The following is a 23,082-nucleotide window of genomic DNA, read 5'->3' as shown; positions in this document are numbered from 1 at the left end:
CCGGGGGGTGGCAGGGGTCGCCTCTCAGGCAGGCCGCGGGGCGCGGCCTCTCCGGCGGACCGCCGCCATGCCTGCAAGCTATCCGGTGACGCCGCCCGGCCCGCCTGCCGCTCTGGCCGTTCATCCTGGCGGCAGGAGCAGACGGGCATCCTCCCGGAGGAGCTGATCGCTGAGCCCTGCCGCGAGATGAGCCGGGCCGAGATGTCGTAGATCGTCGTTGAAGTCGCCAAGCTGCGGGCGAAGCACCATGGCGAGAATACCGGCCTCACCTGCGCGCCGGCTGAGACGCTCGATGCCATGCCGCCCAGCGGCGTCCGCATCGGCGGCGATGTAAAGGCGACGGCAGCCAGGCGGGAAGGTCAGGCCGGCGAGGTGATTGGCCGAGGTGGCGGCGGCGACCGGCAGTGCCGGCATCACTGTGCGCAGCGAGGCCATCGTCTCGAAGCCCTCGCCGGCGGCCATGACCGGGATGGGCATGCGGGGATCAAGGCCGAGCCAGATGGCGTTGCCGAACAGGTGACCCAGCGAGCGACGGGGATCGATGAGCTGCGCCTTGCCGACCCTGCCGCTCGGGTCCAGCCCGGGGGAGAGATACGTGCGCTGCAGGCCGGTGAGGCGTCCGTCCAGACTGGTGACGGCGGCGATCAATGCGGGCAGGGTCTGCGTCTCGCCGGTCACCAGATCGCGGTAGTAGCAGCCGGGGTGGAAGCGCAACGCGCGCTCACGCGCGGTCAAGAGGATGCCGCGGCCGGCCAGATAGCGTTCGGCCAGCGTGCCGACGATCGGCTGGGATATGCCGAACAGCCGACGTGCCGCGTCAGGCGAGCCGCGTGTCGCGGCGGCTTGACCCTGCGCGCCAGTGGGCCGGGGCGGCGGCAGGGGCATGGAGAGAAACCGACGGGCTTCGTCGGCGACTTCACGGAACTCGACCAGACCGCAGCTTTGCTTGATTACGTCAAGCAGGTCGCCATGTTCCCCGCTTTGCTCATCGACCCACTTCCCGGCAGGGCCCTTGGCATTCGCTTTCAGCCGTACATGCATGGACCGCCCGCGCGTGTTGCGGACATCACCGACCATCCAGTAATTGCCGGAGCGATAACCGTTGGAGAGATATTCGCGGCACACCGCCTCGGCATGGTCACCAAGGTGGCGCGCCAGCTCGGAGGCCGAGCCGGTCATAATCGCCTCCGTTTCAAGCCGCTGCGGTGCGGTCGGTGACCCCGACCAGCGTATGGCGCTCAAGAAGCGAGGCGAGCATGGCCGACCCCTGCGCAGAGATCGGAATGAACAGCCTGAGCCTCCAGGAGATGATTTCCGCGATCAGACCCAGAGCCTTCAAACGCGGCACCATCGCATCGGTGAAGCCGATCAGTTCGACGCGGTAGTCATTCATGACGCGGCTGCGGCGCAGGATCAGGCCGTCGGCGAGTTGCGCCCCGATCCGTCCGTTGGCCAACCCAGTCCAAGCTTCCTCGGGCGCGAGCGTCGGCACATAGTCGACACCGAGATTGCGCAACATACTCGCGACCAGTGTCGGAGCGATGTGACGGCCAATGATACGTTCGCCCGCATCGGTCTGGATCCGGTAGACCTGACAATCATGGTCTGGCAGCCGACGCCAGATCGGCAGCAGCAGGCCGGTGACGATGTGGAAAGTGCTGGTGGTGAACTCCGGGACGGCGGCCACTTCCGACTGCCACAACTCGCAGAACTGCTTCCGGTCAGCCGGCTCCCAATGGGTCTCGGCCAGGGCGCCGAGACCGAAGCGCAGCTCGTCGGTCGGCCGCAGCAGGCGCACGCGATGCTCTATCGTGCCGTCGTCGAGCATCAGGCTCGCGGTTGGCATTTGTATCGCCGCGCGGCTCGACCACGCGTTGACCAGCAGGACCGATTGCGGCTCCGCGCGCGCGATGGCCAGCGCATCGACCAGGCCGAGCGGCCGGATGCGATCCTTGCGGGCGACGGTGAGCACATGAGACTGCGCGCCCGAGACCGGGTGGGTGTAGACGGTCCGGCGATCAGTGACGACAATGCTCTCCGCCGTGATCGTCTCCAAACCCTTGTCATAGTTGCCGGCGGCGATGGCGCCCTCGACCTTTGCCGTCATTAGCTGCTCGAATACCTCGAACAGCAGATTCTGGGTTTCGATGCGCAGCGCCAGCAGCCGGTTTAGCCAGGTCGTGATCGGCGGGAGTTCGTCGCGCAAACCACCATCCTCGGTGGTCAGCGACAGGCCGGTGACCGTCTCGAAGGTCATCAGCGAGCAACCGTCGATCTTGCCCTGGTGCAGCAGCATGTAGAATTGCCGCAGGGCGGCGCGGGCATAGGAGCTTTCCAGATTGTCCTCGGACCGGAACAGCCCTGCCCCGCCAGTCTGGCGCTGGCCGCGCGTGATCGCGCCCAGTGTGTCGAGCCGTCTGGCAATGGTCGACAGGAAGCGCTTGCCTGCCTTGACATTTGCGGCCATCGGCCGGAACAGCGGCGGCTGCGCCTGATTGGTGCGATGCGTTCTGCCGAGCCCCTGGATGGCATTGTCGGCGCGCCAGCCGGCCTCGAGCAGATAGTGCTTGCGCAGCCTCTGGTTCTTCGCCCCGAGATCGGCATGATATGAGCGGCCGGTGCCGCCAGCGTCCGAGAAGATCAGCACGTTTTTGTCGTCGTCCATGAAACTCTGGGTCTCGGCGAGATTGGCCGAGCCCGGACGGTTCTCGACGGCGAGCCGGTCGATGCCGTCGCGGCCGGTCTTCCTGGCGATGCGACGCGAGCGGCCGGTCACCTCGGCAACGATGTCGGTGCCGAAATGGTGGAGGATCTGGTCGAGGGCGCTGCCGACCGGCGGGAGCGATGCAAGTTTCTCGATCATCTCGTCGCGCCGGCGCACCGCTTCCCGGCACTGGACCGGATTGCCGTCCGCGTCATGGATGGGACGCGAATAGACGTTGCCCTCGGCGTCGGAATACTCCTCGAACAATTGCGTCGGGAAGGAATGGCTGAGGTATCCCAGAACGTATTCCCTCGGCGTCACGTCGACATGCAGATCGGACCATTCTTCTGTGGGAATTTCCGCGAGCCGACGTTCCATCAGCGCCTCGCCGGTCGAGACGATCTGCACCACTGCCGCATGACCCTGAGTGCGATCCTGTTCGATCGCGCCGATCAGGGTGGGCGTCATCATCGATGTGATGAGGTGCGAAAGGAAGCGCTGCTTGGTGCTCTCGAAGGCCGACCGCGCAGCCGCCTTGGCGTCGCGGTTGAGCGTGGCTGGACCGCTGGTGATGTTGGCGGCCTCGAGCGCGGCGGTCAGGTTGTTGTGGATGATCTGGAAGCCGTCCGCATAAGCGTTGTAGATGCGGATCTGCTCCTCGGTCAGCGCGTGCTCGAGGAGCTCATATTCGACGCCGTCATAAGAGAGCGAACGGGACACATAGAGGCCGAGCGACTTGAGATCGCGGGCGAGCACTTCCATGGCCGCGACGCCGCCGTCCTCGATGGCGGCTACGAACTCGGCACGATTTGCGAAGGGAAAATCCTCGCTGCCCCAGATGCCGAGGCGTTGTGCGTAGGCGAGGTTCTCGACTGCTGTCGCACCCGTTGCCGAGACGTAGACGACGCGGGCGTCGGGCAGTGCATGCTGGAGCCGCAGCCCCGCCCTACCCTGCTGTGAAGGCGCAACATCGCCACGCTCGCTTTTTCCCCCGGCGGCATTGGCCATGGCGTGCGCTTCGTCGAAGACGATGACGCCACTAAAGTCCTTGCCGACCCAGTCGAGGATCTGGGCGATGCGGGATTTCTTGCCATCGCGTTCCTGCGAGCGGAGGGTGGCATAGGTGGTGAAGAGGATGCCTTCGGCAAGGCGGATCGGCGTGCCCTGCCTATAGCGCGAGAGCGGCTGGACGAGAAGACGTTCCTGGCCGAGTGCTGCCCAGTCGCGCTGGGCGTCTTCGAGCAGCTTGTCCGATTTGGAGATCCAGATCGCGCGCCGACGGCCCTGCAGCCAGTTGTCCAGGATGATGCCGGCGACCTGCCGGCCCTTGCCGCAACCGGTCCCGTCACCCAGGAACCATCCACGGCGGAAGCGGTACGCATTCTCGGCGCCTTCGGGGGCGGCCGAGACGACATCGCAGGTTTCGTCGACCGTCCACGTACCGGCGAGATGGCCGGAATGTGCCTCACCAGCATAGATCACACTTTCGATCTGGGCGTCGGACAGCAGACCCTCGTCGACGATCGCATCGGGCAGGAGAGGCCGATAGGAGGGTTTTGGCGGCGCGACCGCAGCCATGGCTGCCGACTGCACCAGCGGCGTCGGATGTGGCTTGGCGCGCGCGATGTGGATCGATTGGAGTGCGTAGGGCTCGTAGATCGCGTCGGTGAGCCGGCCGCCATCCTCGGGCATCCAGTCGCGCAGTTCATAGGCAACCGGAACCGTAGGCGTGGCGTCTGGCACGACTGGTCCGCTGGGCTTTGCCCGGGCAACTTGACGGACAGGCCAGATTGTTTTGGCAGCAGTTGCCGTAGGTGCCGCTCCCGGCGCGGATCGCGTAGCCATCTGCATGGCGGCATTGCGCAGGATCTGGTTCGAGCGGGCGCCGATCGAGCCCCGGAAGCCGCCCGGTGTGCGGGGGGGCAGGTCGGATATCCAGGCGAGCAGCGTTTCAACATCCAAAGCCTTGCCCGGCGACGCGACGAAACGTGCTGGATCGGCTGCCTGCACCTTGTCGATGATCGTGAGGCGGGTTTCGGCGGTCGTGCCGTGGCGGGAATAGACGCGGCCGTCGATCGCCGCGGTGAAGACGGTGGTGCCCTGCCGCTGCAACCGTTCAAAGGCGGCTCGCCATTTGGGGTTTTCAGGGGAAAGCCCGGTGCCGGTGATGGCGACAATTCGCCCGCCGGCGCGCAGCCGGGCGAATGCCGAGGACAGATGCCGCCATGCCGCATCGGAGACATGGCCGTCGATATAGGCGCCGACCGTGAAGGGTGGATTCATCAGCACGACGGAAGGCTCGATGGCGGTATCGAGATGATCGTCGATATGGGCTGCGTCGTGCCGGGAAACGGGAGCGCGCGGGAACAGCAGGCCGAGCAGATCCGCGCGGGTTATCGCAAGCTCGTTGAGGGCGAGCGAGGCTCGGGCAATCTCGGCATGGACCGCGAGCAGGCCGGTGCCGGCCGAGGGTTCGAGGACGACATCCGAAGAGGAGATCGCCGCCGCTTGAGCGGTGACGAAGGCTAGCGGCAGCGGCGTCGACAGCTGCTGCATGGCCTGGCTCTCGTCGGAGCGCCGTGTGTGGGTGGGAACGAGATCGGCGATCCGCCTCATCATCGCCAGCGTTGCCTCGGGCGAGGCCGACCGGGACAAGATCGCCGGTCCGAATCTGCGGATGAACAGGACCTGGGCAGATTCAAGCGCCTCATAGGCATCCTTCCAAACCCAGAAGCCTTGTGCGTCGGTGCCGCCGAAGCTGTCGGTCATGGCAACGCGCAATGTCCTCGTAGTGATGGGCTTGCCTTGTTCGAGGAGAGGCAGAAGCTCCGTGGCCGCCCGGTGGATCGCCTGGGCGGTGTCGATGGCGTCGGATGCCGGCGCTGTAACGGGAGGGGCCGTCCGAGCGGCGGTCGATAAGGTCGAAACAATGTTCATGGAGATGTCCTTCGCGGGAGAGAGTGCCTGCCCCGCCGGCACTCTCTGTGCCCCGGCCGGGCCGCGCTCCTTCCGGCCCCGCTCTCCCTCTCGCGACGAGAAGCGAGATGTAGCGAAGGGCTATTCAGGTAGGGAAGCTGCGGACTACCCAGCGGCTGGAGGTCGCGGGGACGGCGGGATTGGTGGACCGCTGCTCGTGACCGAAGTAAATGACGACCGGATCCTGCAATGGGATCGATTCTCACCAGGGAACGCGATTATGAAACGACCCACGCGACCTTTTGTCGTGGAAGTGAAGAAGAGGCGCGGCAGTCCTGCAAAACCGCGATCGATCTGGGGCGACCTGGACCTTTCCACTGTAGCCGCCGACACTTTGCCCGTTTCCGAGGGGATCCTTGAGCCGGTCGGGAATGATCGCGATCCCGATCCGATCGTCGACGTTGACTGCACGAGCATTACCGGCTCCTCCATGGACACCCCATCAGAAGACGGTGATGCGCACGCCATTACCGACGCAAACCATGCCGAGCCGCATCCTGCTGAGGTCGAGACGGAAGGCGCTGCCGAGGAGCCTGCACGGTCGCCTCGAAAACGTGTCAGACGTCTCGACGAACCAAATTTGCCACGTGGGCAGCGTTGGAAACGTCGGCTGCCAAAAGCCCTTCGTCGGTGATCTGACGGTTTGCTCGGAAAGGATTTCGGTCCTGCGTTGGTGCTGATCATGACCCTGGTGGCTCTGTCAGCTCATCGGGATCGCGGCGTTCCTCGATGATCGCTTTTGCTTCGTGTCAGCCGCGATCGGAACCCGTCGCGGCGCAACTGGTCGGTGGCGACCGAACAGACGTCGAGCGCATTGTCGCCGCCCCGGAGTTGATCGGCTATCGCGCGAAAGCGGGCGCCTTCTTCGGCCCACGCTTTACGCCGAAGGCATCGACGACGACGAGCGTCGGGTGGCATGCGACGGCAGGATCACGGAGTGCGTGTCCTAGGTGTGTTTGGCCGTCGGCGACTGCTTATGATGGCTCCGCATCGCTCGCCCCTCCCCTCCTCGACCGTGCATGGATTGCTGGCATGCGATTGTCGATCTCTTCGTCGGAGAGATCTTCCAGCAGCTTGAAGACTGTCCCCTGCGCGCCAGCATTGATCAGGATGGTTCGCTTGCCGTGATGCTCCGGCGGCCAGGCGTCCGGATTTGCCTCGCCGGCGATGCCCTTGAAGTCGGAATGGGTGGCGGACCAGATCGCCTCCAGCTTTTCCTCGCGCGTCATGCTGTCGACGGCGCCCGTCTCGTGGGCGATGATCGCCGCGCGCATGGCGTCCGGACTGCGTTTGTCGGAGAGGTCGCAGAAGCCGTGGAACCATCGTTCGCGGCCACGGATCCTGATGGCGAAAAAGACGCTGGTGACATTGCCAGCCTTGTATTCGGACATGCCGAACATGCCGGTTCGCTGGAACAGCGGCGGCAGCAACGCGAGCATGAAGTGGTATTGCTCGGCGGCAATCTCGAAATACTCGCCGGCATAGGGCGTGCCGGAAATTGGATCTATACCCGGGGTGTCTTTATGCCGGTTGAAGAGCTGGAACATCTGCTCGCGCGTTGCGACGCCGTCGAACACCTTTCGGAACGGGGGATGGGTGGACATGGCTGCTCTCCGGAAATAGGCGGTCGCCCACCACAGCAGCGCTGCAGCGGGTGACTGTCGGCGGGTGACGGGATCATGGGCAGTTCAGGCGGCGCGGCGATCCGCGGAAGGCGCGGCATCGTATCCGACGCCCGTAATGGCGCGGACCGCTGCGGCGAGCGCCGGGATGTCATCGAGCATGCCGAGCGCGACGAAGTGGTTGGCCCCGCCAGTATAGTCCTTGCGGCCCTTGCAGGTGCGGATCAGAATACCGTGCCCCGACGACAGCCCGAACTGGCCGACCTGGATATAGGCGCGGTCATGATGCAGGGTGATTTCACCGGATACGGCGATACCCGCCCTATTCGAGCGCAGGTCAAAGCTACCCGGCGGCAAGTCAAGTTCGGCGACAAGCTCTTTCAGCCGTGAGCGCGCCCTCGTATGAAAACGTCTCTTCTGCTGCTCGTTGTAGGAGCAGCTTGTGTTCCAGTCGAACATGTCGATCTCCATGAAACGGAACATGCCCGGCGATCGCTTGCGCGACTGCCGGGCATGCCGTGGGTTGGTTTAATGCGATGAGGAAGTCAGGCAGCCGCGCGGCCGTCGATGACGTCGGCACCGACCTCATCGGCGGAGACCTCCTCGAGATAGGCCTGGCTATACGGATTGTTGGCGAGCCAGCGTTCGGCGGCCTCGCGATCCCTGGCGAGATGCAGGAGTTCCGGGCTTTCGCCGATGTCCTGCAGGACGCGGACCGTGCCGATCGACGGACGCTCGACAACCTCGAAGCGCAGGTCGCTTTCGACGGACCACGTGCGCCGGACCGAGACAACGACGGTGCCCCCTTGGCCGAAATCGCCCTCATGCAGGGTGAAACAGGCTGGCGAGCTATAGGTCGCGCGCGTTCGCGGCGGCTCCTTCTTCACCAGGCGGCCGGTGCCATTGCGGCTCTCCCACGCGGCGAGCTTCTTTCTGAAGTGGACCGGCGGTCTTGCCGTGCCGTCACAGTAGCGGATGACGCTCCCCAGAGGGGCGGAATCGTAGACGATATGAGCGGACATGCGGAATCTCCATGTCGGAACACGAAAAGGGGCCCGGCGGATGCCGGGCCCGGTGCAAAGCGGGGCCAATTACTCGGCGGCCTGGAGGTGGTCGGGTTCCTCGCCGGTTTCGGTCACCGGTTCATCGGAGGACGTGCCGGTATCGTCGGCGAGGAAGGCCGGCAGCTCGGCGGCATCGCCATCGAGAGCCGTCTCATCCGTCACATCATCGATGGCGGTCTCGCCGGCATTGGCAACCGCCTTGTCGCCATCAAGGCGCAGCGGCTCGGGCAGCCAGTTCGACCCTTCGAGAAGCCGAGCGGCCTCACGTGCCATCAAATCCTTCTTCATGTGGTCGATCAGCTGTGCGGAATCCTCGCCGCGTCCCTCGCGCACGGCTTGAACGATCCGGACCTTGGTGACACGGCCGAGATAGTTGTCCACCGTGGGCGACCAGCCAGCCTCCACCATGTCGAACTGAAGCGTGGCGGCGAGCACATCGGCATGGGCAAGCGCGCCCGGCCGCCTGTTCCAGGGCTCGACGACGGCGTTGAGCGAGAGCGACGCGCAGTGCGCGAACAGCGCTTTGCGGCTCGCTTCGTCGAGACCAAGCAGGAACTCCCAGAGATTGTTGCTGTCAGGCATATCCCTGTCCCAGGCCTCGTGGCGATCGGCGATCTCCTTCGCCCAGGGCGTGTCGGCCAGACCCTGGACCTGACTGAGGCTGTTGCTCACCATGTTGATCTCGAGGCAGCTGTCCTTGGCGAACCGATAGAACACCTGCAGCACGAGCGCATGGAGAACCGTGACGAAGGCGATGTCGGGGTCGCTTGCCAAGGCGTTGCGCAACGCAAGCGTCTTCTGTGCGGTGAGATCAAAGACGAGGCGATCGGGCAGCGGCTTGATCCCTTCATCCTCGGGCTCTTCGGCCGTGTTGGATGCGCCGTTCACGGACCGGCCGTTGACGACGACGTGATTGGCGCTGTCGTCGTCGGACTGCGACGGGTCGCGATCGGCTTCTTCATCGTCATTGCCCGTCTCGACCCGTGGTTCGTCCTCGGGGCGGACAAAGCCAGCTTCGATCTGCAGTTGGCCGCTGGCGCCGAGCGCCACAAACGCTCCGGCGATGGCCTTTTGCGCCGGGTCATAGACCTGGGGGCGATCGCTGAACGCGTCGAGTTCGGCGCCGAGCTGATCGAGCTTGTCCTCGATCTCCTGGTCGGCATCCTCCATCTCGGCATATTTGGCATCGAGCGCATCATACTCGGCCTTCACCGCGTCATAGCGGGCGATCTCCTCGGTGCTCAACTCCGCCGGCTCGGCATAAACGCGCCGCATGCCAGAGGTGTGGCCGTAAGGGAAGCTGATCGCCGCCTCGACCCACTTCCATCCGTCGGCGCGAATGCTCTCGGCGTCGGCTCTCAGCCTGTCGAAGACCAGTTGCTCGAGAAGGGCCGCATCCTGGAACCAGCCGCCGGAATCCTGCTCGAAGAGGTCGCGGAGGATGACGCCGCCCGCGGCTTCATAGGCCTCGGCGCCGACATAGACCGCGCGACGATCGTCGGCACGAACCGTGGTTTCCGTGAGCAGGCGCCGGATGTAATAGGGCTCCTGCATGTGCGGGTTGCCGGAGATGCGCTCCCAGACCTGCTCCTGGCGGGCATGGTCGTTGGAGATCGAGAACGCCATGATCTGCTCGAGGCGAATCTCGTCCTTCTCGTAGAGCTCAAGCAGCTTTGGCGATACCGAGGCAAGCCTTAGGCGCTGCTTGACGGTGGCTGCCGATACGAAGAAGCGGGCGGCGATCTCTTGGATGTCGAGACCCTGCTCCTTCAGTGCCTTGAACGCGCGGAACTGGTCGAGCGGATGCAGGTTCTCGCGATGTACATTCTCGGCAAGCGAGTCCTCCTCGGCCGAGGTCGTTCCGCTGCGATTGACGATGCAGGGGATCGGCTCGTTCTTCGCGAGACGCTTCTGCTTGACCAGAATGCCGAGCGCGAGATAGCGGCGACCGCCGGCGGGCACTTCGTAGGTGCCGGTCTCCTCGCCGTCTCCATCGAGGACGGGACGGACGTTCAGGCTCTGCAAGAGCTTGCGCCGGCCGATGTCCTCGGCGAGCTGCTCGATGGTGACGCCGTCCTTTACCCGGCGAACATTCTGCTGCGACAGGACAAGCTTGTCGTAGGCGATATTCTCCGAAGGGTTCATTGCGATCTTCTGAATGGCGCTTTTTGCCATGGTCAGGGTCTCCATGACGGGCGGCCCGGGAACTCTCCCCGAACCTCCAAACCCGTCAGGAACCCTCCCCTCCGCCCTCTGCCTCTCGCGGCCGCCGCGCCGGCGCAAGCCGGCGGCCTCAATGCGGTTCGGCGACATCGGCTCGTCCGGCTTTGCGCAGCGCCTCCAGCATGCGGGCATCGTCCATGAGAATGTGGATGAGCGCCTGGCGATCGACGGTGACCGTCCTGCTGGTGCTGCGCGTGCGATCGTGCCGCTCGTGCAGGGTCTCGAACTCGGCAAAAGTGGTACAGAGCTGGAGAATGGGGCGATCGCTCATGGCGCGGTCCTCGGTTCGGCCGGTGCGGACGTGGCTCCGACGCCTGGGATGTCGCCGTCAGCATCAAGCTCGGTTGCAAGCCAGGTGCGGATCCCGACCGGATTGAAGAACTTGACCACCGGGACATGGTCGCGATCGCTCTGGCGGCCGTTGGCGAGGATCTGTTCACGCTGGTCAGCTGTCAGCAGCGGCATTCGGGTATTGGCGGTATTCGTGCATGGGTCGCGCTCCATGACGGACGATCGAAAGCCCGCCTCCCGACCTCGTGGTCCGTCACGACGAAAGGCGCCGCCCTCGTGCTTGTGAGGACGGCGCTTTGAAGTGGCGATGAAAGGGACGCCGGCTTTGATATGTGGGATCGCCGGCCTGGGCGGGGATCAGTGAGCGAGGTCGAGGAGCTTCTTGGCTTTTCCTTCCATTTCGAGCCGCACATCCTGATGCTGCTTGTCGCGCGCAACGCGGGTGATACCTTGGACGAAGTCGAACACCGATGCCGGCGGATGGCCTTCGTCGGTGAGCACAGCATCGATTATCTTCGTGGTTTCGCCTTTCGAGAAGCCGCGCTTGCGCAGGAATGTCGTCCGATCATCGTCGTTGCGGGCAACAACGCGCTCGCGCGCTGCCTTGATGCCGTTGACGAAGGGCATGGGCGAGGAGTCGGCGAACTGGATCAGCGCCGGCTCCGCCTCAGCGGCGAAGCGCGAAGCCGCATATTTGGAATGCCGGATGGTGATCTCCTCAAAATTTTCCACGCCCCAAAGATTACGGTTCTGGCAAACCGCACGAAGATAGAAGCTCGCGATGCCGAGTGTCCTGGCGCCCACTTCCGAATTCCAGCAGTAGAAACCCCGGAAGAAAAGATCCGGATCGCCGTTTGGCAGCTTTCCGGCCTCTATCGGATTGAGGTCGTCGACCAGGAACACAAAGATGTCGCGGTCCGAGGCATAGAGCGTGGTCGTGTCCTTCGAGATGTCGACATTGGGGTTGTAGATGCTGGTCGACCAATCGAGTACACCGGGCACCTTCCAGCGCGTGTCACCGGTGCCATTGCCGGCAATCTTCTGGACTGCCTCGACGAGTTCGTGGTCGAAAATCCTGCCGTAATCGGGGCCAGTCACGGCGCGAAGCTCGACGCGGCCATTCTGAATTTCGAGCGTTTTTACCTGCTCGGCCCGCTGCGAGGTCAGCCCGAACTGGAGATTGATGGCGGCAAGCGGGGCCGGAAGTTGGCGCAGGTAAGCAGCTGGTGCGCCGACCAGGCTCGCAAGCTGACCGAAACTCCAATGCGTGGGTGCAACCGGTGCCTCGGCATCGGGCAGCATGAGCATGAGGCGTTCAGCGTCGTCGCGGCTGGCTTCGACGCGGATCCGTTCGCTTTCGACAACGCGCGTACGGCTGCGCTGCGATCGGGCCCCCACCGAGTTCCGGAGGTCGGTGAGCGACAGGTAGCGCTCGTCGGCTGGTCGGTTGAACCATTCAGACGACACACGGCCGACGCGCTGGCCGCGGCCCACATCCACCTTGTAGCCTGCACGCGCGTTCAGCGTCGGTGCCTGAATTTCCATCTGTGTCATGAGTTTGCTCCGCGGCGGACGCCGGGAGCCTCTCCCCCGGACCTTCGTCCGCCCACCGCAAGCCCCGCCTGCCCTCTTCCTCTGCTGGCCGCACCGTCGCCTCTCGAAGTGCCCGCCGGCGTGGCAGCGCCAAAACACACGCCCAAGGTGAAACGCCCAAGGTGAAGACCAGCCGCACGCCGGATGTTCAGCCAAGCGCAGCCCCTCTCGGAGCGAGATCCAGCGATCATGTCGTGACGAACAAGCCCGTTGCTTCGATGGCAAAACCATGACTCAATGGACGTGGGGATGCGGCGGCATCCGGAGCAACGGAGGCAATGCGACGTTTTAGACTTGCTGACCAGGTGATCGAGGAGGCGGCGCCTGATCTACAGGCTGCGCTTGCGGATGCATATCGTAGAAAGCTGCGACCGCTTTGCTTGTGCAAAGAGCCCTGCCCGGCGATGTATATTGCGCAGGTTGGCGACCAATACATGGTCAAGCGGATGCCGCTGTCGGGTGGCAGCCATGATTCTTCCTGTTCCTCTTACGAACCGCCCGACGAACTGTCCGGCCTTGGCGTGTTGATGGGCAGCGCTATCCAAGTCGATTCCGAGAGCGGCATGGCCGCACTGAAGCTGGACTTTCGCCTGTCGAAGGTCGGCACGCGATCTGTGCCGGCAGTTGGCGCCGCAGGTTCGGACAGCGTGGTCGGGGACACCAAGAGACTCTCCCTGCGAGGCCTGCTCCATTATCTCTGGCACGAAGCGGAACTGACAGTCTGGACGTCGCGATGGGCTGGCAAACGGCATTGGTGGAATATTCGTTGGCACCTCGTCGAGGCCGCTGGCCAGATGACGGTCAAGGGCGGAGCGCTGAGCGAAATCCTGTTCGTGCCCGAGCCGTTCCGGTCCGCTGACAAAATCGCCATCGAGCAAAGGCGCAGGCAGGCGCTTGCACCTGCGCTGCCCCCGAAGAGCGGCCCCAGAAAGCTGATGATCCTGGTAGGCGAGGTCAAGGAGTTCAGCCCGGCTCGGAGCGGCCACAAGTTGATCGTCAAGCACATGCCGGGGTTCGTGTTCTTGTTGGATGAGAGTCTTCATCGTCGGCTTCAAACTCGCTTTGAAAGTGAGATTGCACTCTGGGGTTCGGATGAGGCATCGCATTTGATTGCGATCGCCACCTTCGGGTTGACCCCGGCGGGGCTGGCGGTGATCGAGGAAATGGCCGTTATGGTCGTGGCGGAGAATTGGGTGCCGTACGACTCCACCTATGAAAAGAAGCTGGTCGACGCCCTTGCCAGGATAAGAGAGCGAAGCGTGAAAGGACTGCGCTTCAACCTGCCGGCGGACAAGCCGACCGCGACGGCGATATTGCAGATACAGCCGCGGCCGGTTGGCCTGTATGTCGTACCGCCCTCCTCCGATGGTGCGTACCAGGAAACGCTGGGCGAACTGATCGCATCGCGACCGGAGTTTGATTCCTGGATCTGGCGGACGGCCGATAGTGAGATGCCGACTTTGCCTGGTCGGCAAGACGGCGGACGCTAGTGACTCGCGCGCCGGCGAGTATTTTCAGCTACCCGGCCTGTGCGTGACCGGTATCTTAAGCGCTCGCATTTATTTTTCGTCGCGCCAGATCACACGCCGCTCCCATCGGATCTCCACCAAGCGCCGGAAGCGGATCGTGTGCGCCTGCTCTCCGGTGAGGTGGAATAGCTGCGCGCTCATCCACTCCCGGCTCTTGCACTGCTGACAGCGGACCTTGTTCCGCACATCGTCGATAGTGACGTTGCCGATCACCTCCCGCAATTCGAGCGGCTTGTAGTAGCGCGTGACGTTGCAGCGGGCGCAGCGGATGCCCGCCACTTGCCCCGCGTCGTGGGCATGCGTCAGGGTCCAGGCAGCACCTCGCGGCCACTTTTGTGGTTGATCCGGCATATGCTGAAATGAGGAACATATTCCTGTGAGGTCAAGGGGGCTTGACTCTTGCGTTCTCTTTTTGTTCACTTCTGGCAAATGGAGGTACGGCCATGAAATCGATCATCGCCACCGAATCTGAGCAGCCCGAGATATATGCCACGGTAAAGCGTGAGCGGCCCGCCATTCACCGGGCCGTCAGCAAAATGGCGAAGCAAATGCGTGGTCTGTCTGACGTCAGTCAGAAGCAGGCCATTGCTGAATTGACGGCCATATGGATCTTGGCAAATTACCCGGAAAACCTGGAGTTGGCGCTGTCACTTTCGGACGCGATGCGCGAACAGACCGACATCTATCTGCGTGAAAGCAAAACGGCCAGCGCCCGACACTGATGGTCAGGCGCAGCCGGGGAATGCCCACGCCCACGGTCATCGATCGCGAATTGCCGCACCAGGTCGCGCTGCCCGACGACCTTTGTACCGATCGCAACTACACGCTGATCAGGCGCTTTCTGCAGGAGCACGGACTGACATGCAGGACAAGGGCGGTGTTGGCGATCTGGGAATGCGGCAAGCAGGAACAATGGCGGCTGCATTGCTTCGCCAATCCTGAGGCCGCGGCAGCTTTCCTTGACCACTTCGGTGGCATCATGTTCGATCCGAAGCGAGACAGGGAGAACGGGCGCGCTCGCGGTGTCTGGCGCCGGCAGGGCGCTTATGAGCGAATTCTGGAGCTTGGGCCGCTCAGCGTCCCCGAAGCCCTGCGGAGCTGATCATGTGCAATCTCTACAACATCACGACCAGCCAGGAGGCGATCCGCCAATGGACGCGGGCGCTCCGCGACATCTCCGGCAACCTCGAGCCGTCGATCGACATCTACCCCAATCAATTTGGCCCGGTGGTGCGCAACGCCGCCGACGGCAGCCGCGAACTCGCCAATCTGCGTTGGGGCATGCCGACACCGCCGGAGCGCGTGCGTGGTAACGCTGATTCCGGCACGACCAACGTCCGCAATCCGCAATATGCTCATTGGCTACCCTATCTCGGCGTCGAAAACCGCTGCGTGGTGCCGGTGACGAGCTTCGCCGAGCCCTCGCCGAAGCCCGGCGACAAGGATCCCGAAACCGGCATCCAGAAGAACTTCTGGTTCGCGCTGAGCGAAGCGCGGCCGCTGTTCTTCTTCGCCGGCCTGTGGACACCCTGGCAAGGTGTGCGCAAGGTGAAGGAAGGTCCGGGCGACCACGAGCTCTACGGCTTCCTCACCACAAGGCCGAACGCGCTGATCGCGCCGATTCATGAGAAGGCGATGCCAGTGATCCTGACCACGCCGGAGGAAACCGAACTGTGGCTCACCGCGCCATGGTCGGAAGCAAAGAAGCTGCAGCGGCCCGCGCCTGACGACGCGCTTGTGATTGTCGAGAAGCCTGCGACGCAGATCAAGTTTCCAGCCGAGCCGCCGGCGCAGGCTTCCTTGTTCTAAGGAGAACCGCCATGGATCAGATCATCACCCTGGACAGCCGCCAGGAGGCAGCTCTGCAGAAGGTTGCCGACAGGTTCGTTTCCCTGCACGAGGGCGATACGATGAAGGCGTTGAAAGAAATGATCGTGCTCAACGGCCGCCTGCAGGATCAGATCGACGCGCTCAAACGGCGGCAAAAGTGAGCGACGAACCGACCCGCCCCGGAGAATTTGTGCAGCTGCGCGATCACGGACCGCTTGGACACGTTTGCGAGCACACTGGATGCGGCAAGGATGCCGGTTGGGGTTTCGCCCGACCAAGGCAGCCGTCGCACTGGTTCTGTTTCGAGCACCGCGGCGAAGGCGAGAGATTCCTTTAGGAGCATGGCCGATGTCCCTCCATCAATTCGTGCAGGAACTGGAAAGCACCGCCGACCATATCGCAGACGCTTCGCGGGCCGACTTGCAAGTGCTGCTGCGAAGGGCTGCATTGCTGCTGAGAAACGTCGGCGGGCTCAGTCTCGATCCGCGTACCGACGAGGCACTGAGCGGGCTGGCCGACGAGATGGGAACTGCTAAGCGGGATCTGGTGGAGACGATCGTCAGCGAGTGGCTGGTGGCCAATGCCTACCTGCCTGTGCCGCGCCAGTTGGATGAAGAGAGCACCGTGGAAGGCAACGCATGATCAGCCGGCCAAGACAGAAGCTCGATTACGCCGATCGGGAGATCGACTGCCAGGAAGCAATGGAGCCGGGCTTTCAGGCCATTATCGATTGCATGTTGGAGGTCGGCTGGCAGCGCGGCGAAGTCATGCGATCGCTGCGGCGTCTGATCGCGGCCGACAACATGACGCAGAAGGAAAACGCCAAGGTGGAAGCCGAGTTGGCAATTGCACGGGCGATGATCCGCGCTGGAAAGTCGCTCTAAAGAGGTGGGAGACTTCGCCTTATGTATGCATCCTTATATTTTAGCAGGAGCGTATATTCATCGACAGCCGGTGCCCTTAGCACAAGTCCCCTTAGCTATCCCGCCGGTTAGGCCCGGCGGCCTTTGATCCCCAAACAAACAAGACTACCGGGCCGCTCCCGCGTTTCGCCTACCCAGCCAGCGACGAAGGGCGGCCGCGCTGTAATGTCGCTCAGCTTCTCGCGCTTGGCCAGAACAGGCTTCTCATAGGACTTCTTCAGGTATCCCCATTTCAGAGCTTCGCCGGATGGTCCGCCGTGGATCCGCCAAAACCTTATAGCTGGCCGAGGCGATGCGCTGTAGCGCATAAGCAACACTTAATATTCCTCGCGGAAGTCCTTCAGCGATGCATGGCGCAGCTTTTCCTCGCCCTTCAGGAACTTCACGCGTCCGACCAGTCCGGGCCGGAGCCATTCGGCCTTCTCCTTCGCAAGGCCCTTCGGCGGCGGCGCGCCGGTCTTGCCCTGTACCCGGTCCCATAGGGCCTGCCGCTTGTCGGCTTTGAAGGTGACGAAGGCGCCGCCCATGTAGCGGCCTTGATCGGCCATCAGCACCATCGCCGGCTTTCCCGCCTCGCGTTTGACTCCGATGATGTCCATCTCCTTCTCGACGTAGCACTTGATCTTGCGCCAGTTCATCGTCGAGCCGCTGCGATAGACGCTGTCCAGCCGCTTCGAAACAATGCCCTCCAAGCCCGCTTCGCATGCCAGATGGTAGACCGCGTCGCCGGTACCCGGCAGCGCCTCGCTGAATTGGATGTGGCCGCCGGCGGGAATGAGCGCCTCCAGCACCTCGCGGCGATCTTTCAGCGCCATGTCGCGCAGATCGTGCCCGTTGACGTGCAGGAGATCGAACGCGACTAGATAGAGATCCTGCGGGCGTCTGGTGATGGCCGAGCGCAGGGCATGAAAGTCCGACAGCCCGGCTTCGTTCGTCACGATCGTTTCGGCTTCGATGATGAAGCTTTCGGCGTCGAGCGCCGCGGCTTCCTCCGCGAGCGGCCGATATTTCGCCGTCCAGTCGATCCCCGTTTTGGTGTACAGGAGGATGCCGTCGACATCCTTGATCAACTGCGTACGGTAGCCGTCGAATTTGACTTCGTGGCTCCATCCGTCGCCTTTGGGCGGCTGCTCGACGAGCTCCGGCTCCATCGGACGGACGAAGGACAACCGGACCCCGCCGGCGGGCTTACGCATCGGAACCCCAACGCAAAACTCAAATTTGATTCAATATCGCACAGCCGCAAGCGTTCCGTTAGCGGTTGCTTAAACGGCTTGAGGGGAACGTTCCGGCGCAGCCGCCGTTTTTCTGGCCAGGAGGAACAGCCATGACCGACGACAAAACGAAACGCGATTTCCGAGACCGCGACCGCGTGTCAGCAGATGAGGATTATGAGGTACGCTACTTCGCCAAGCAGCACCGCATCACGCCCGACCAAGTGCGGGAGTTGATCGGCGCTCACGGCAACGACCGGAAGACCTTGGAACGCGAGGCCAGGAAATTGCGCGGGTGACGAAGCTTTCGGACCTTGGGCCGCCCATCGTCGGGCGCCGACATGGGGGCGATCCACCTCGCGAACAGGATCACTTCTACCATTGCAGGAAATGAGGCCAGTCGATCGACCAACGCGATCTCCGGCAACTCATTTGGCATGAACAGCTGGACCATGCGCCGCTTGAACTGGACAGTTGATCTCAGATCGCTTCACGGACGCGGAACAAATTTCGCGCTTCGAAGTTAGCAAGCGCTGCTCACGGGGACTCACGCGATGCTCCTTGCCCTGGACGATGCGATCTCGACTGCTGTCTTGGCCGGAAGAGGCGCAGACGCGGAAATCCGCGGGGTGATCGACCTCACCAGCAAAAGTGAAGTCCAGATCGGCGCCATCAGCTTAGGGCGCGCTGTCCAGTTCGTGGCCAATGCGTCGGTGCTTGGCTACGACGTCCGCGGTGCAATGGTCTTCTACGGGGAACCAGGAACGCCAAGCTTAAGGACAAGGGACTGCGAACATCTGTGGGCGCAATACGGTGGCGCTCTGCTCCAGCCATAGTAGACTTCGAGCCTATTTAAGAGCATCCTCCCAAGCGGGGGAAAGGGCTTGGACAAGTCTCGTCACGACAATCGGTCTGGCCAATGGCGCAAGCGCACTGGAGCGCGACGGTCGCGTGCGCTGCGTTGGGCGAGCGTGCCGCGACGGCTGATCTTCGTGACGGTCGCCGCGGGCGGCGCGCTGATCGCGCAAACAGCTATGCAGCACAGCGACAGCATCCCTGAGCTCAACCTGTCGAATTTGATCGGCCCGAAGCCGGCGCCGATAACTGGCGTCGCCTCCGTCATCGACGGCGACACGATCGAAGTCCACGGCCAGCGGATCCGCTTCAACGGCATCGACGCACCCGAGAGCCGGCAATACTGCGACGACGCCAAGGGCTTCGAATATCCCTGCGGCCGGCGCTCCGCCGAAGCGCTGGACGGGTTCCTGGCCGCCTCGAGGCCGGTGCAATGCACGTTCGTGACGTGGGATCGCTATCGCCGCTTCGTCGGCGACTGCCGGCGCGCAGACGGCGCCAGCGTGGCGGCATGGATGGTCGAGCACGGCCAGGCGCTCGATTGGCCGCGCTACAGCCACGGCGCCTATGCAGGGCAGCAGGCCACGGCTGAAGCGACGAAGGTCGGTCTATGGGTCGGAACGTTTCAGGCGCCTTGGGACTGGCGAGCGTCGCACGCCGACGGCGCAGCGCCGTCGAGCCAGCGACTCGGCATAGTCAGCCGCAAGCTGGTCGCGCAGAGCGGGGTCTATTCGTGCGAGCCGCGACGCTACTGCTCACAGATCAGTTCGTGCGACGAAGCCCAATGGTATCTGCACAACTGCTCGTGGGGCCGGAAGCTGGACCGGGACGGCGACGGCATGGCGTGCGAGACGCTTTGCTGATGCCTCGCCGCCAACGAGGCCATTCGATCTAGAACTGGAACTCGATAGATTCGCGTACCGATCGCTGACCACGATTACATCAGCGCGCGCTTCTGCAGTCGCGCTCGTCTACCGTCCCAATTCTTGTGGCAGGCACAACAGGCCCTTGAAAAAATTTTAAATTCATCCTGCTGGTCCACCGGATCAAGGCCCCAAAAACTTCCCGCTCGCAGCTTCATTGTCGCGCCGCAAGTTTGCCCAAAACCTCATTTTTCTGCCGACGGGCGCTCCGGAGTGATCATCCGTTCAGGATGTCACGGGTGTGCTATACGGCTTTGATGGCTATTGGTTCGATGTTGCGCCGGCGTTGGCTGCCGGAAAAGAGCTTTCCATCCTATGCGTATCTGCCGGGCAGGCAACCGCATCCGGTGCGCGATCCCGCGGGACACAGCTACAATAGCGACGCCATGCTGTCGGCTGAGATCTCGCTTGATTCAGACACATTCCTCTGGGGTCTCGACCTCTTCAACTATGGCTATTACTGGGAAGCCCACGAGGCTTGGGAAGGTCTCTGGCAAGTTGCAGACCGAGGCGCTCCGCTTCGGACGCTCTTCAAGGGATTGATCCTGTTATCGGCGACCGGCGTGAAGATCCGCGAGGGCAAGCAGGCGGCGGCGATGCGTCATGCCGGACGCGCCGCGGCGCTCCTTCGTCGGCTGATGAACACGGCCGATCATAGCTTCGAGCGTGCGCTCGGCATGTCACCCGCAGCGCTCGCCGAACACGCCGAAGCCGCGGCAAGGACCCCGGCAGCCCTGCAGCCGACAGCGCTCGGTCAGCCGCAACCCGTATTTGAGTTCATTCTCGGACCAAGCTCCGGCGAAAGCCCGATCAGATCGCAACAAAGACAAACAGTCATCCAGAGAAGACGCCAGGAATAGACCGGCCTCGTTGGCCCCACGTCACTGGCGAACGACGGATGCCCAGGTTCCATTCACCTGGCCTGTTTGATGGTGCGCGTAATTTCCTCACGTTGTTTTCGGAATTACAAAGGCTCAAGACGGCACGGCTGCACATCGGTTCCGGCGCATAGCAGCCGAACGAGCACCGGGGCCGACGCGTATCAGCATTAGCTTATGCCGATACTTATGCTGCCGAGACATTTATTGCTTTCAGCGACCGCCATCAATATGTAGCAGGACTTCGCCCGCTGTCTTTCAAGCCACCCGGAGAGTTTCATGACAGAAGAAGCCGATCACAATCTCGACAGCCTCATCGAGCTTACCGCCGATGTCGTGTCAGCCTATGTCTCGAATAATCCAGTCCCGGTGGGCGATCTCCCTGCCCTGATCGGCCAAGTACACGCGGCTTTGAAAGGCACAACCGGAGGCATCTCCGTAGCAGAGCCGGAGGCTCTCAAGCCTGCGGTCCCGATCAAGAAGTCGGTGATGGCGGACTACATCATCTGCCTTGAAGACGGGAAGAAATTCAAATCGCTAAAGCGCCATCTTTCAACCCACTATGGGCTGACCCCGGACGAATATCGCGCCAAATGGGGCCTGGCAGCGGACTATCCGATGGTCGCGCCGAATTACGCCGCTGCACGCTCGGCGTTGGCCAAGACCATGGGGCTCGGCCGCAAACCGAAAGAGCCTGAAACGCCAGCGCCGGCGAAGCGGACCCGCAAGAAGGTCACAGCCTAACTTTATCTCTCGAGGGTCATTCTGGAGCGCGCAGCTGCTTATCGATATGATCTGCGCAGAATAGGTAAGGCGGGGACCAATCCCTGCCTTACCTCGCATTCATTTCATTCGCTGTTGCCGGGACGCAGGCGAAAATTCAGCCAGCTTTGCTGAGGCTGCCAGCAGAGGACTTGCCGGTGCGGCGGTCCTGCTCGATCTCATAGTTGATCTTTTGGCCGTCATTCAGCGTCGAGAGGCCCGCGCGTTCGACAGCGGAAATGTGGACGAAAACATCCTGCCCGCCATTGTCGGGCTGGATAAATCCAAATCCCTTGGTGCTGTTGAACCACTTCACGGTTCCGGTCGCCATATCTGTGCATTCCTCTGTGACAACTGCGACGTGGACTTGGCCCTTAAGCCAGTCCGGTTCATTTCGAGACTGTGGAGTTAAACGCAGCAGAATCGAAAATTGCAAGACCCCATCGATCGGCCGGGTGTGGGTCGCACATGACGAGTATGCTCTCTACCGCCTACCGCGGCGCCCCAACTGTCGGCGCAAGTACAAGGCTCCTTGACCGATCGTGCGCTGATCGGCGCCGATCAGCGCTTACGCGGAGCGTGGCGTGCTCCTGTGCGCTTGGCTTGTCGCAATGGCGACAAACCGGCGCTTGACCGCTGCAAACAGCGCTGGTGGCAGCGGCCCGTAATAGCCGCTCTCCGTGTCCAGCGGCCGGATATCGGGGCCCGGCCAGGCGAACCGGTTGCTTTCCGTCATAACGATCCACGACCGCTCCCCGTCGAGCCGCAAGCGCAACTTGACCGCAGCCGGGATTTCGATGGCATTGGCGGGATCAGAGGGCGGTGTGTGCGTGATCGGCAGGACTCGGACAACCGGCGAGCCGTCCTCCTGCATTACGACCAGCGCTAGCACCAGGCAGGGCCGGTCCTTGTCGCCTTCCTCGCGGCCTTCGCGATGTTGCCAATGCCAGAGATATGAATAACGAAAAACGTGGCCGACCTTGATTTCAGCCGGCAGCATTTTTTGCCGTTAGACCTTTTGCCGGAAGGAGTTCGTCGTTGAGATGGTCAAGACCCGGCTCCATTTCGGCGGATTGGACCGCGGCGATTTCGTCCGCACTGAGCTCTGCCGTCAGCTCGACCCGCCGGTCCCGCTTGGAGAGCCGGACGAAGTCCTCGTAAGCCAGCAGCACGGTGCGCGGCCGGCCGTTCTTGGTGATGATGACCGGGTCGCGAACCGCGGCATCCTGATAGGCGCCGAAGTTTTTCGAGACGGCGGCGGCGGTGACGGTAGTGGTCATCGGCAGAACTCCTTTCTTCCGGAATATACGGGCTTTCCGGGCTTTCCACAAGTATCGACGGGCCCGCGAAAACGATGCAGTGATAGGCAGTTTGCCAACACCCGGAAGGCTGAGGCCGTCGTGTAACGGGCCGAGAGTATGTGGCATCCGCGCCCGGACGAAGAGCGGAAACGTCACTGGAGAGAAGCGGAAGCCCGCCGCCGGCAAGGCACGGGAACACTGCTGCCCGCACAAAGACGGCCCTAGTGCACTATTACGACACCGATTCACGGTAGCGCCTTGGCAGTAAGCGCCACTCTTCCTTCTTCCAAAGGCCGATCAAATCCAAGGACCCGACGCCTCCTTCCGGCTCGGGATCTGTTTCTATGGGACCGAGCGTCACCGTCCTGCTTCCTTGATCCCTTGCCTTCCCCTA

At 62.8% G+C, this 23,082-nt stretch carries 26 protein-coding genes and 1 pseudogene; 13 read left to right on the top strand and 14 right to left on the bottom strand.

Translation table 11 applies throughout. The features are described from left to right. Positions 1 to 120: 120 nt before the first annotated feature. Entirely contained in the window at positions 121 to 1,179 is a 1,059-nt protein-coding gene (locus tag FJ954_RS17640) for a toprim domain-containing protein (RefSeq protein ID WP_140662165.1), read from the bottom strand. Between the two features lie 13 nt (positions 1,180 to 1,192). Beyond that, positions 1,193 to 5,641, bottom strand: coding sequence for a strawberry notch family protein (locus FJ954_RS17635; RefSeq protein WP_140662164.1), 4,449 nt, complete (start codon positions 5,639 to 5,641; stop codon positions 1,193 to 1,195). Positions 5,642 to 5,837: 196 nt separating this feature from the next. Between FJ954_RS17635 and FJ954_RS17630 the strand changes: the two genes are divergently transcribed. Then, entirely contained in the window at positions 5,838 to 6,314 is a 477-nt protein-coding gene (locus FJ954_RS17630) for a hypothetical protein (RefSeq protein WP_246681089.1), read from the top strand. A gap of 340 nt (positions 6,315 to 6,654) precedes the next feature. Here FJ954_RS17630 and FJ954_RS17625 read toward each other — a convergent pair whose 3' ends face one another. The 7 genes and pseudogenes from FJ954_RS17625 to FJ954_RS17595 all read right to left on the bottom strand — a co-directional run bounded on the left by FJ954_RS17625 (position 6,655) and on the right by FJ954_RS17595 (position 12,434). Beyond that, positions 6,655 to 7,284 carry a DUF1419 domain-containing protein gene (locus FJ954_RS17625; protein WP_140662163.1) on the bottom strand — a complete coding sequence of 210 codons (630 nt, stop codon included), beginning with the start codon at positions 7,282 to 7,284 and terminating at the stop codon, positions 6,655 to 6,657. 84 nt (positions 7,285 to 7,368) lie between these two features. Then, entirely contained in the window at positions 7,369 to 7,761 is a 393-nt protein-coding gene (locus FJ954_RS17620; RefSeq protein WP_140662162.1) for a hypothetical protein, read from the bottom strand. An 86-nt stretch (positions 7,762 to 7,847) separates the two neighbouring features. Next, positions 7,848 to 8,324: a hypothetical protein gene (locus FJ954_RS17615; protein WP_140662161.1), complete on the bottom strand. Its 477-nt coding sequence runs from the start codon at positions 8,322 to 8,324 to the stop codon at positions 7,848 to 7,850. A gap of 69 nt (positions 8,325 to 8,393) precedes the next feature. Beyond that, positions 8,394 to 10,541 carry a ParB N-terminal domain-containing protein gene (locus FJ954_RS17610; protein WP_140662160.1) on the bottom strand — a complete coding sequence of 716 codons (2,148 nt, stop codon included), beginning with the start codon at positions 10,539 to 10,541 and terminating at the stop codon, positions 8,394 to 8,396. A gap of 118 nt (positions 10,542 to 10,659) precedes the next feature. Continuing rightward, the gene (locus tag FJ954_RS17605) at positions 10,660 to 10,860 is read right to left on the bottom strand and encodes a hypothetical protein (protein WP_140662159.1); all 201 of its coding nucleotides are present in this window, start codon (positions 10,858 to 10,860) and stop codon (positions 10,660 to 10,662) included. Positions 10,861 to 10,907: 47 nt separating this feature from the next. Then, positions 10,908 to 11,054, bottom strand: a pseudogene (locus FJ954_RS17600) (DUF2958 domain-containing protein); the annotation flags it as partial. A gap of 183 nt (positions 11,055 to 11,237) precedes the next feature. Beyond that, a complete protein-coding gene (locus tag FJ954_RS17595; RefSeq protein ID WP_140662416.1) occupies positions 11,238 to 12,434 on the bottom strand; it encodes a DUF932 domain-containing protein in 1,197 nt (398 codons plus the stop codon). 317 nt (positions 12,435 to 12,751) lie between these two features. Here FJ954_RS17595 and FJ954_RS17590 point away from each other — a divergent pair, with 317 nt between their 5' ends. After that, positions 12,752 to 13,963 (top strand): DUF1173 domain-containing protein, encoded by a 1,212-nt coding sequence (locus FJ954_RS17590; RefSeq protein ID WP_140662157.1) that lies wholly within the window; start codon positions 12,752 to 12,754, stop codon positions 13,961 to 13,963. A gap of 69 nt (positions 13,964 to 14,032) precedes the next feature. Here FJ954_RS17590 and FJ954_RS31605 read toward each other — a convergent pair whose 3' ends face one another. Further along, entirely contained in the window at positions 14,033 to 14,281 is a 249-nt protein-coding gene (locus FJ954_RS31605) for a hypothetical protein (RefSeq protein WP_181177844.1), read from the bottom strand. 164 nt (positions 14,282 to 14,445) lie between these two features. Here FJ954_RS31605 and FJ954_RS17585 point away from each other — a divergent pair, with 164 nt between their 5' ends. The 6 genes from FJ954_RS17585 to FJ954_RS17560 all read left to right on the top strand — a co-directional run bounded on the left by FJ954_RS17585 (position 14,446) and on the right by FJ954_RS17560 (position 16,716). Then, positions 14,446 to 14,724, top strand: a complete 279-nt coding sequence (locus FJ954_RS17585) for a hypothetical protein (protein WP_140662156.1) — start codon at positions 14,446 to 14,448, stop codon at positions 14,722 to 14,724. A 20-nt stretch (positions 14,725 to 14,744) separates the two neighbouring features. After that, positions 14,745 to 15,104, top strand: coding sequence for a hypothetical protein (locus tag FJ954_RS17580; protein ID WP_140662155.1), 360 nt, complete (start codon positions 14,745 to 14,747; stop codon positions 15,102 to 15,104). 2 nt (positions 15,105 to 15,106) lie between these two features. Then, positions 15,107 to 15,811 carry an SOS response-associated peptidase gene (locus tag FJ954_RS17575; RefSeq protein ID WP_140662154.1) on the top strand — a complete coding sequence of 235 codons (705 nt, stop codon included), beginning with the start codon at positions 15,107 to 15,109 and terminating at the stop codon, positions 15,809 to 15,811. Positions 15,812 to 15,822: 11 nt separating this feature from the next. Further along, positions 15,823 to 15,993: a hypothetical protein gene (locus FJ954_RS31600; RefSeq protein WP_181177843.1), complete on the top strand. Its 171-nt coding sequence runs from the start codon at positions 15,823 to 15,825 to the stop codon at positions 15,991 to 15,993. Between the two features lie 187 nt (positions 15,994 to 16,180). Further along, complete coding sequence (locus tag FJ954_RS17565) at positions 16,181 to 16,474, top strand: hypothetical protein (protein ID WP_140662152.1); 294 nt, start codon at positions 16,181 to 16,183, stop codon at positions 16,472 to 16,474. Then, positions 16,471 to 16,716, top strand: a complete 246-nt coding sequence (locus FJ954_RS17560; protein WP_140662151.1) for a hypothetical protein — start codon at positions 16,471 to 16,473, stop codon at positions 16,714 to 16,716. The genes FJ954_RS17565 and FJ954_RS17560 overlap by 4 nt, the downstream gene beginning before the upstream one ends. Before the next feature lie 356 nt (positions 16,717 to 17,072). On the opposite strand, the gene FJ954_RS17555 is transcribed toward FJ954_RS17560, so the two are convergent. Then, positions 17,073 to 17,951, bottom strand: coding sequence for an ATP-dependent DNA ligase (locus FJ954_RS17555; RefSeq protein ID WP_140662150.1), 879 nt, complete (start codon positions 17,949 to 17,951; stop codon positions 17,073 to 17,075). Positions 17,952 to 18,082: 131 nt separating this feature from the next. On the opposite strand from FJ954_RS17555, the gene FJ954_RS17550 reads away from it, so the two are divergent. The 5 genes from FJ954_RS17550 (at position 18,083) to FJ954_RS17525 (ending at position 21,369) form a co-directional block, all read left to right on the top strand. Next, positions 18,083 to 18,268 (top strand): DUF3606 domain-containing protein, encoded by a 186-nt coding sequence (locus FJ954_RS17550; protein ID WP_140662149.1) that lies wholly within the window; start codon positions 18,083 to 18,085, stop codon positions 18,266 to 18,268. Between the two features lie 255 nt (positions 18,269 to 18,523). Further along, on the top strand, positions 18,524 to 18,805 hold the full coding sequence (locus FJ954_RS17540; protein ID WP_140662148.1) for a hypothetical protein: 282 nt from the start codon (positions 18,524 to 18,526) through the stop codon (positions 18,803 to 18,805). 48 nt (positions 18,806 to 18,853) lie between these two features. Beyond that, complete coding sequence (locus FJ954_RS17535; protein WP_181177842.1) at positions 18,854 to 19,687, top strand: thermonuclease family protein; 834 nt, start codon at positions 18,854 to 18,856, stop codon at positions 19,685 to 19,687. A gap of 299 nt (positions 19,688 to 19,986) precedes the next feature. Then, the gene (locus FJ954_RS17530) at positions 19,987 to 20,607 is read left to right on the top strand and encodes a DUF309 domain-containing protein (RefSeq protein ID WP_246681088.1); all 621 of its coding nucleotides are present in this window, start codon (positions 19,987 to 19,989) and stop codon (positions 20,605 to 20,607) included. Positions 20,608 to 20,904: 297 nt separating this feature from the next. Then, the gene (locus tag FJ954_RS17525) at positions 20,905 to 21,369 is read left to right on the top strand and encodes a MucR family transcriptional regulator (RefSeq protein WP_140662146.1); all 465 of its coding nucleotides are present in this window, start codon (positions 20,905 to 20,907) and stop codon (positions 21,367 to 21,369) included. Positions 21,370 to 21,505: 136 nt separating this feature from the next. On the opposite strand, the gene FJ954_RS17520 is transcribed toward FJ954_RS17525, so the two are convergent. From FJ954_RS17520 to FJ954_RS17510, 3 genes are all read right to left on the bottom strand, one after another. Further along, complete coding sequence (locus FJ954_RS17520) at positions 21,506 to 21,718, bottom strand: cold-shock protein (RefSeq protein WP_006339568.1); 213 nt, start codon at positions 21,716 to 21,718, stop codon at positions 21,506 to 21,508. A gap of 237 nt (positions 21,719 to 21,955) precedes the next feature. Further along, positions 21,956 to 22,387, bottom strand: a complete 432-nt coding sequence (locus FJ954_RS17515; RefSeq protein ID WP_140662145.1) for a type II toxin-antitoxin system PemK/MazF family toxin — start codon at positions 22,385 to 22,387, stop codon at positions 21,956 to 21,958. Next, positions 22,374 to 22,667 carry a type II toxin-antitoxin system Phd/YefM family antitoxin gene (locus tag FJ954_RS17510; protein ID WP_140662144.1) on the bottom strand — a complete coding sequence of 98 codons (294 nt, stop codon included), beginning with the start codon at positions 22,665 to 22,667 and terminating at the stop codon, positions 22,374 to 22,376. Before FJ954_RS17510 ends, FJ954_RS17515 begins: the two co-directional genes overlap by 14 nt. Positions 22,668 to 23,082: the final 415 nt, after the last annotated feature.

Source organism: Mesorhizobium sp. B2-3-15 (genome assembly GCF_006442875.1).
GTDB lineage: Bacteria > Pseudomonadota > Alphaproteobacteria > Rhizobiales > Rhizobiaceae > Mesorhizobium > Mesorhizobium australicum.
This window is presented reverse-complemented; position numbering and strand designations above follow the sequence as displayed.

What these genes read in the sequence shown, in the direction of transcription:
- FJ954_RS17620 (WP_140662162.1), bottom strand. Translation starts at nt 7,761, where the DNA reads ATGTTCGACTGGAACACAAGCTGCTCCTACAACGAGCAGCAGAAGAGA.
- FJ954_RS17605 (WP_140662159.1), bottom strand. Translation starts at nt 10,860, where the DNA reads ATGAGCGATCGCCCCATTCTCCAGCTCTGTACCACTTTTGCCGAGTTC.
- FJ954_RS17580 (WP_140662155.1), top strand. Translation starts at nt 14,745, where the DNA reads ATGCCCACGCCCACGGTCATCGATCGCGAATTGCCGCACCAGGTCGCG.
- FJ954_RS17595 (WP_140662416.1), bottom strand. Translation starts at nt 12,434, where the DNA reads ATGACACAGATGGAAATTCAGGCACCGACGCTGAACGCGCGTGCAGGC.
- FJ954_RS17610 (WP_140662160.1), bottom strand. Translation starts at nt 10,541, where the DNA reads ATGGCAAAAAGCGCCATTCAGAAGATCGCAATGAACCCTTCGGAGAAT.
- FJ954_RS17575 (WP_140662154.1), top strand. Translation starts at nt 15,107, where the DNA reads ATGTGCAATCTCTACAACATCACGACCAGCCAGGAGGCGATCCGCCAA.
- FJ954_RS17565 (WP_140662152.1), top strand. Translation starts at nt 16,181, where the DNA reads ATGTCCCTCCATCAATTCGTGCAGGAACTGGAAAGCACCGCCGACCAT.
- FJ954_RS17540 (WP_140662148.1), top strand. Translation starts at nt 18,524, where the DNA reads ATGCTCCTTGCCCTGGACGATGCGATCTCGACTGCTGTCTTGGCCGGA.
- FJ954_RS17520 (WP_006339568.1), bottom strand. Translation starts at nt 21,718, where the DNA reads ATGGCGACCGGAACCGTGAAGTGGTTCAACAGCACCAAGGGATTTGGA.
- FJ954_RS17640 (WP_140662165.1), bottom strand. Translation starts at nt 1,179, where the DNA reads ATGACCGGCTCGGCCTCCGAGCTGGCGCGCCACCTTGGTGACCATGCC.
- FJ954_RS17625 (WP_140662163.1), bottom strand. Translation starts at nt 7,284, where the DNA reads ATGTCCACCCATCCCCCGTTCCGAAAGGTGTTCGACGGCGTCGCAACG.
- FJ954_RS17550 (WP_140662149.1), top strand. Translation starts at nt 18,083, where the DNA reads ATGACCGACGACAAAACGAAACGCGATTTCCGAGACCGCGACCGCGTG.
- FJ954_RS17585 (WP_140662156.1), top strand. Translation starts at nt 14,446, where the DNA reads ATGAAATCGATCATCGCCACCGAATCTGAGCAGCCCGAGATATATGCC.
- FJ954_RS17515 (WP_140662145.1), bottom strand. Translation starts at nt 22,387, where the DNA reads ATGCTGCCGGCTGAAATCAAGGTCGGCCACGTTTTTCGTTATTCATAT.
- FJ954_RS17635 (WP_140662164.1), bottom strand. Translation starts at nt 5,641, where the DNA reads ATGAACATTGTTTCGACCTTATCGACCGCCGCTCGGACGGCCCCTCCC.
- FJ954_RS17560 (WP_140662151.1), top strand. Translation starts at nt 16,471, where the DNA reads ATGATCAGCCGGCCAAGACAGAAGCTCGATTACGCCGATCGGGAGATC.
- FJ954_RS17510 (WP_140662144.1), bottom strand. Translation starts at nt 22,667, where the DNA reads ATGACCACTACCGTCACCGCCGCCGCCGTCTCGAAAAACTTCGGCGCC.
- FJ954_RS17590 (WP_140662157.1), top strand. Translation starts at nt 12,752, where the DNA reads ATGCGACGTTTTAGACTTGCTGACCAGGTGATCGAGGAGGCGGCGCCT.
- FJ954_RS17555 (WP_140662150.1), bottom strand. Translation starts at nt 17,951, where the DNA reads ATGCGTAAGCCCGCCGGCGGGGTCCGGTTGTCCTTCGTCCGTCCGATG.
- FJ954_RS31600 (WP_181177843.1), top strand. Translation starts at nt 15,823, where the DNA reads ATGGATCAGATCATCACCCTGGACAGCCGCCAGGAGGCAGCTCTGCAG.
- FJ954_RS17525 (WP_140662146.1), top strand. Translation starts at nt 20,905, where the DNA reads ATGACAGAAGAAGCCGATCACAATCTCGACAGCCTCATCGAGCTTACC.
- FJ954_RS17615 (WP_140662161.1), bottom strand. Translation starts at nt 8,324, where the DNA reads ATGTCCGCTCATATCGTCTACGATTCCGCCCCTCTGGGGAGCGTCATC.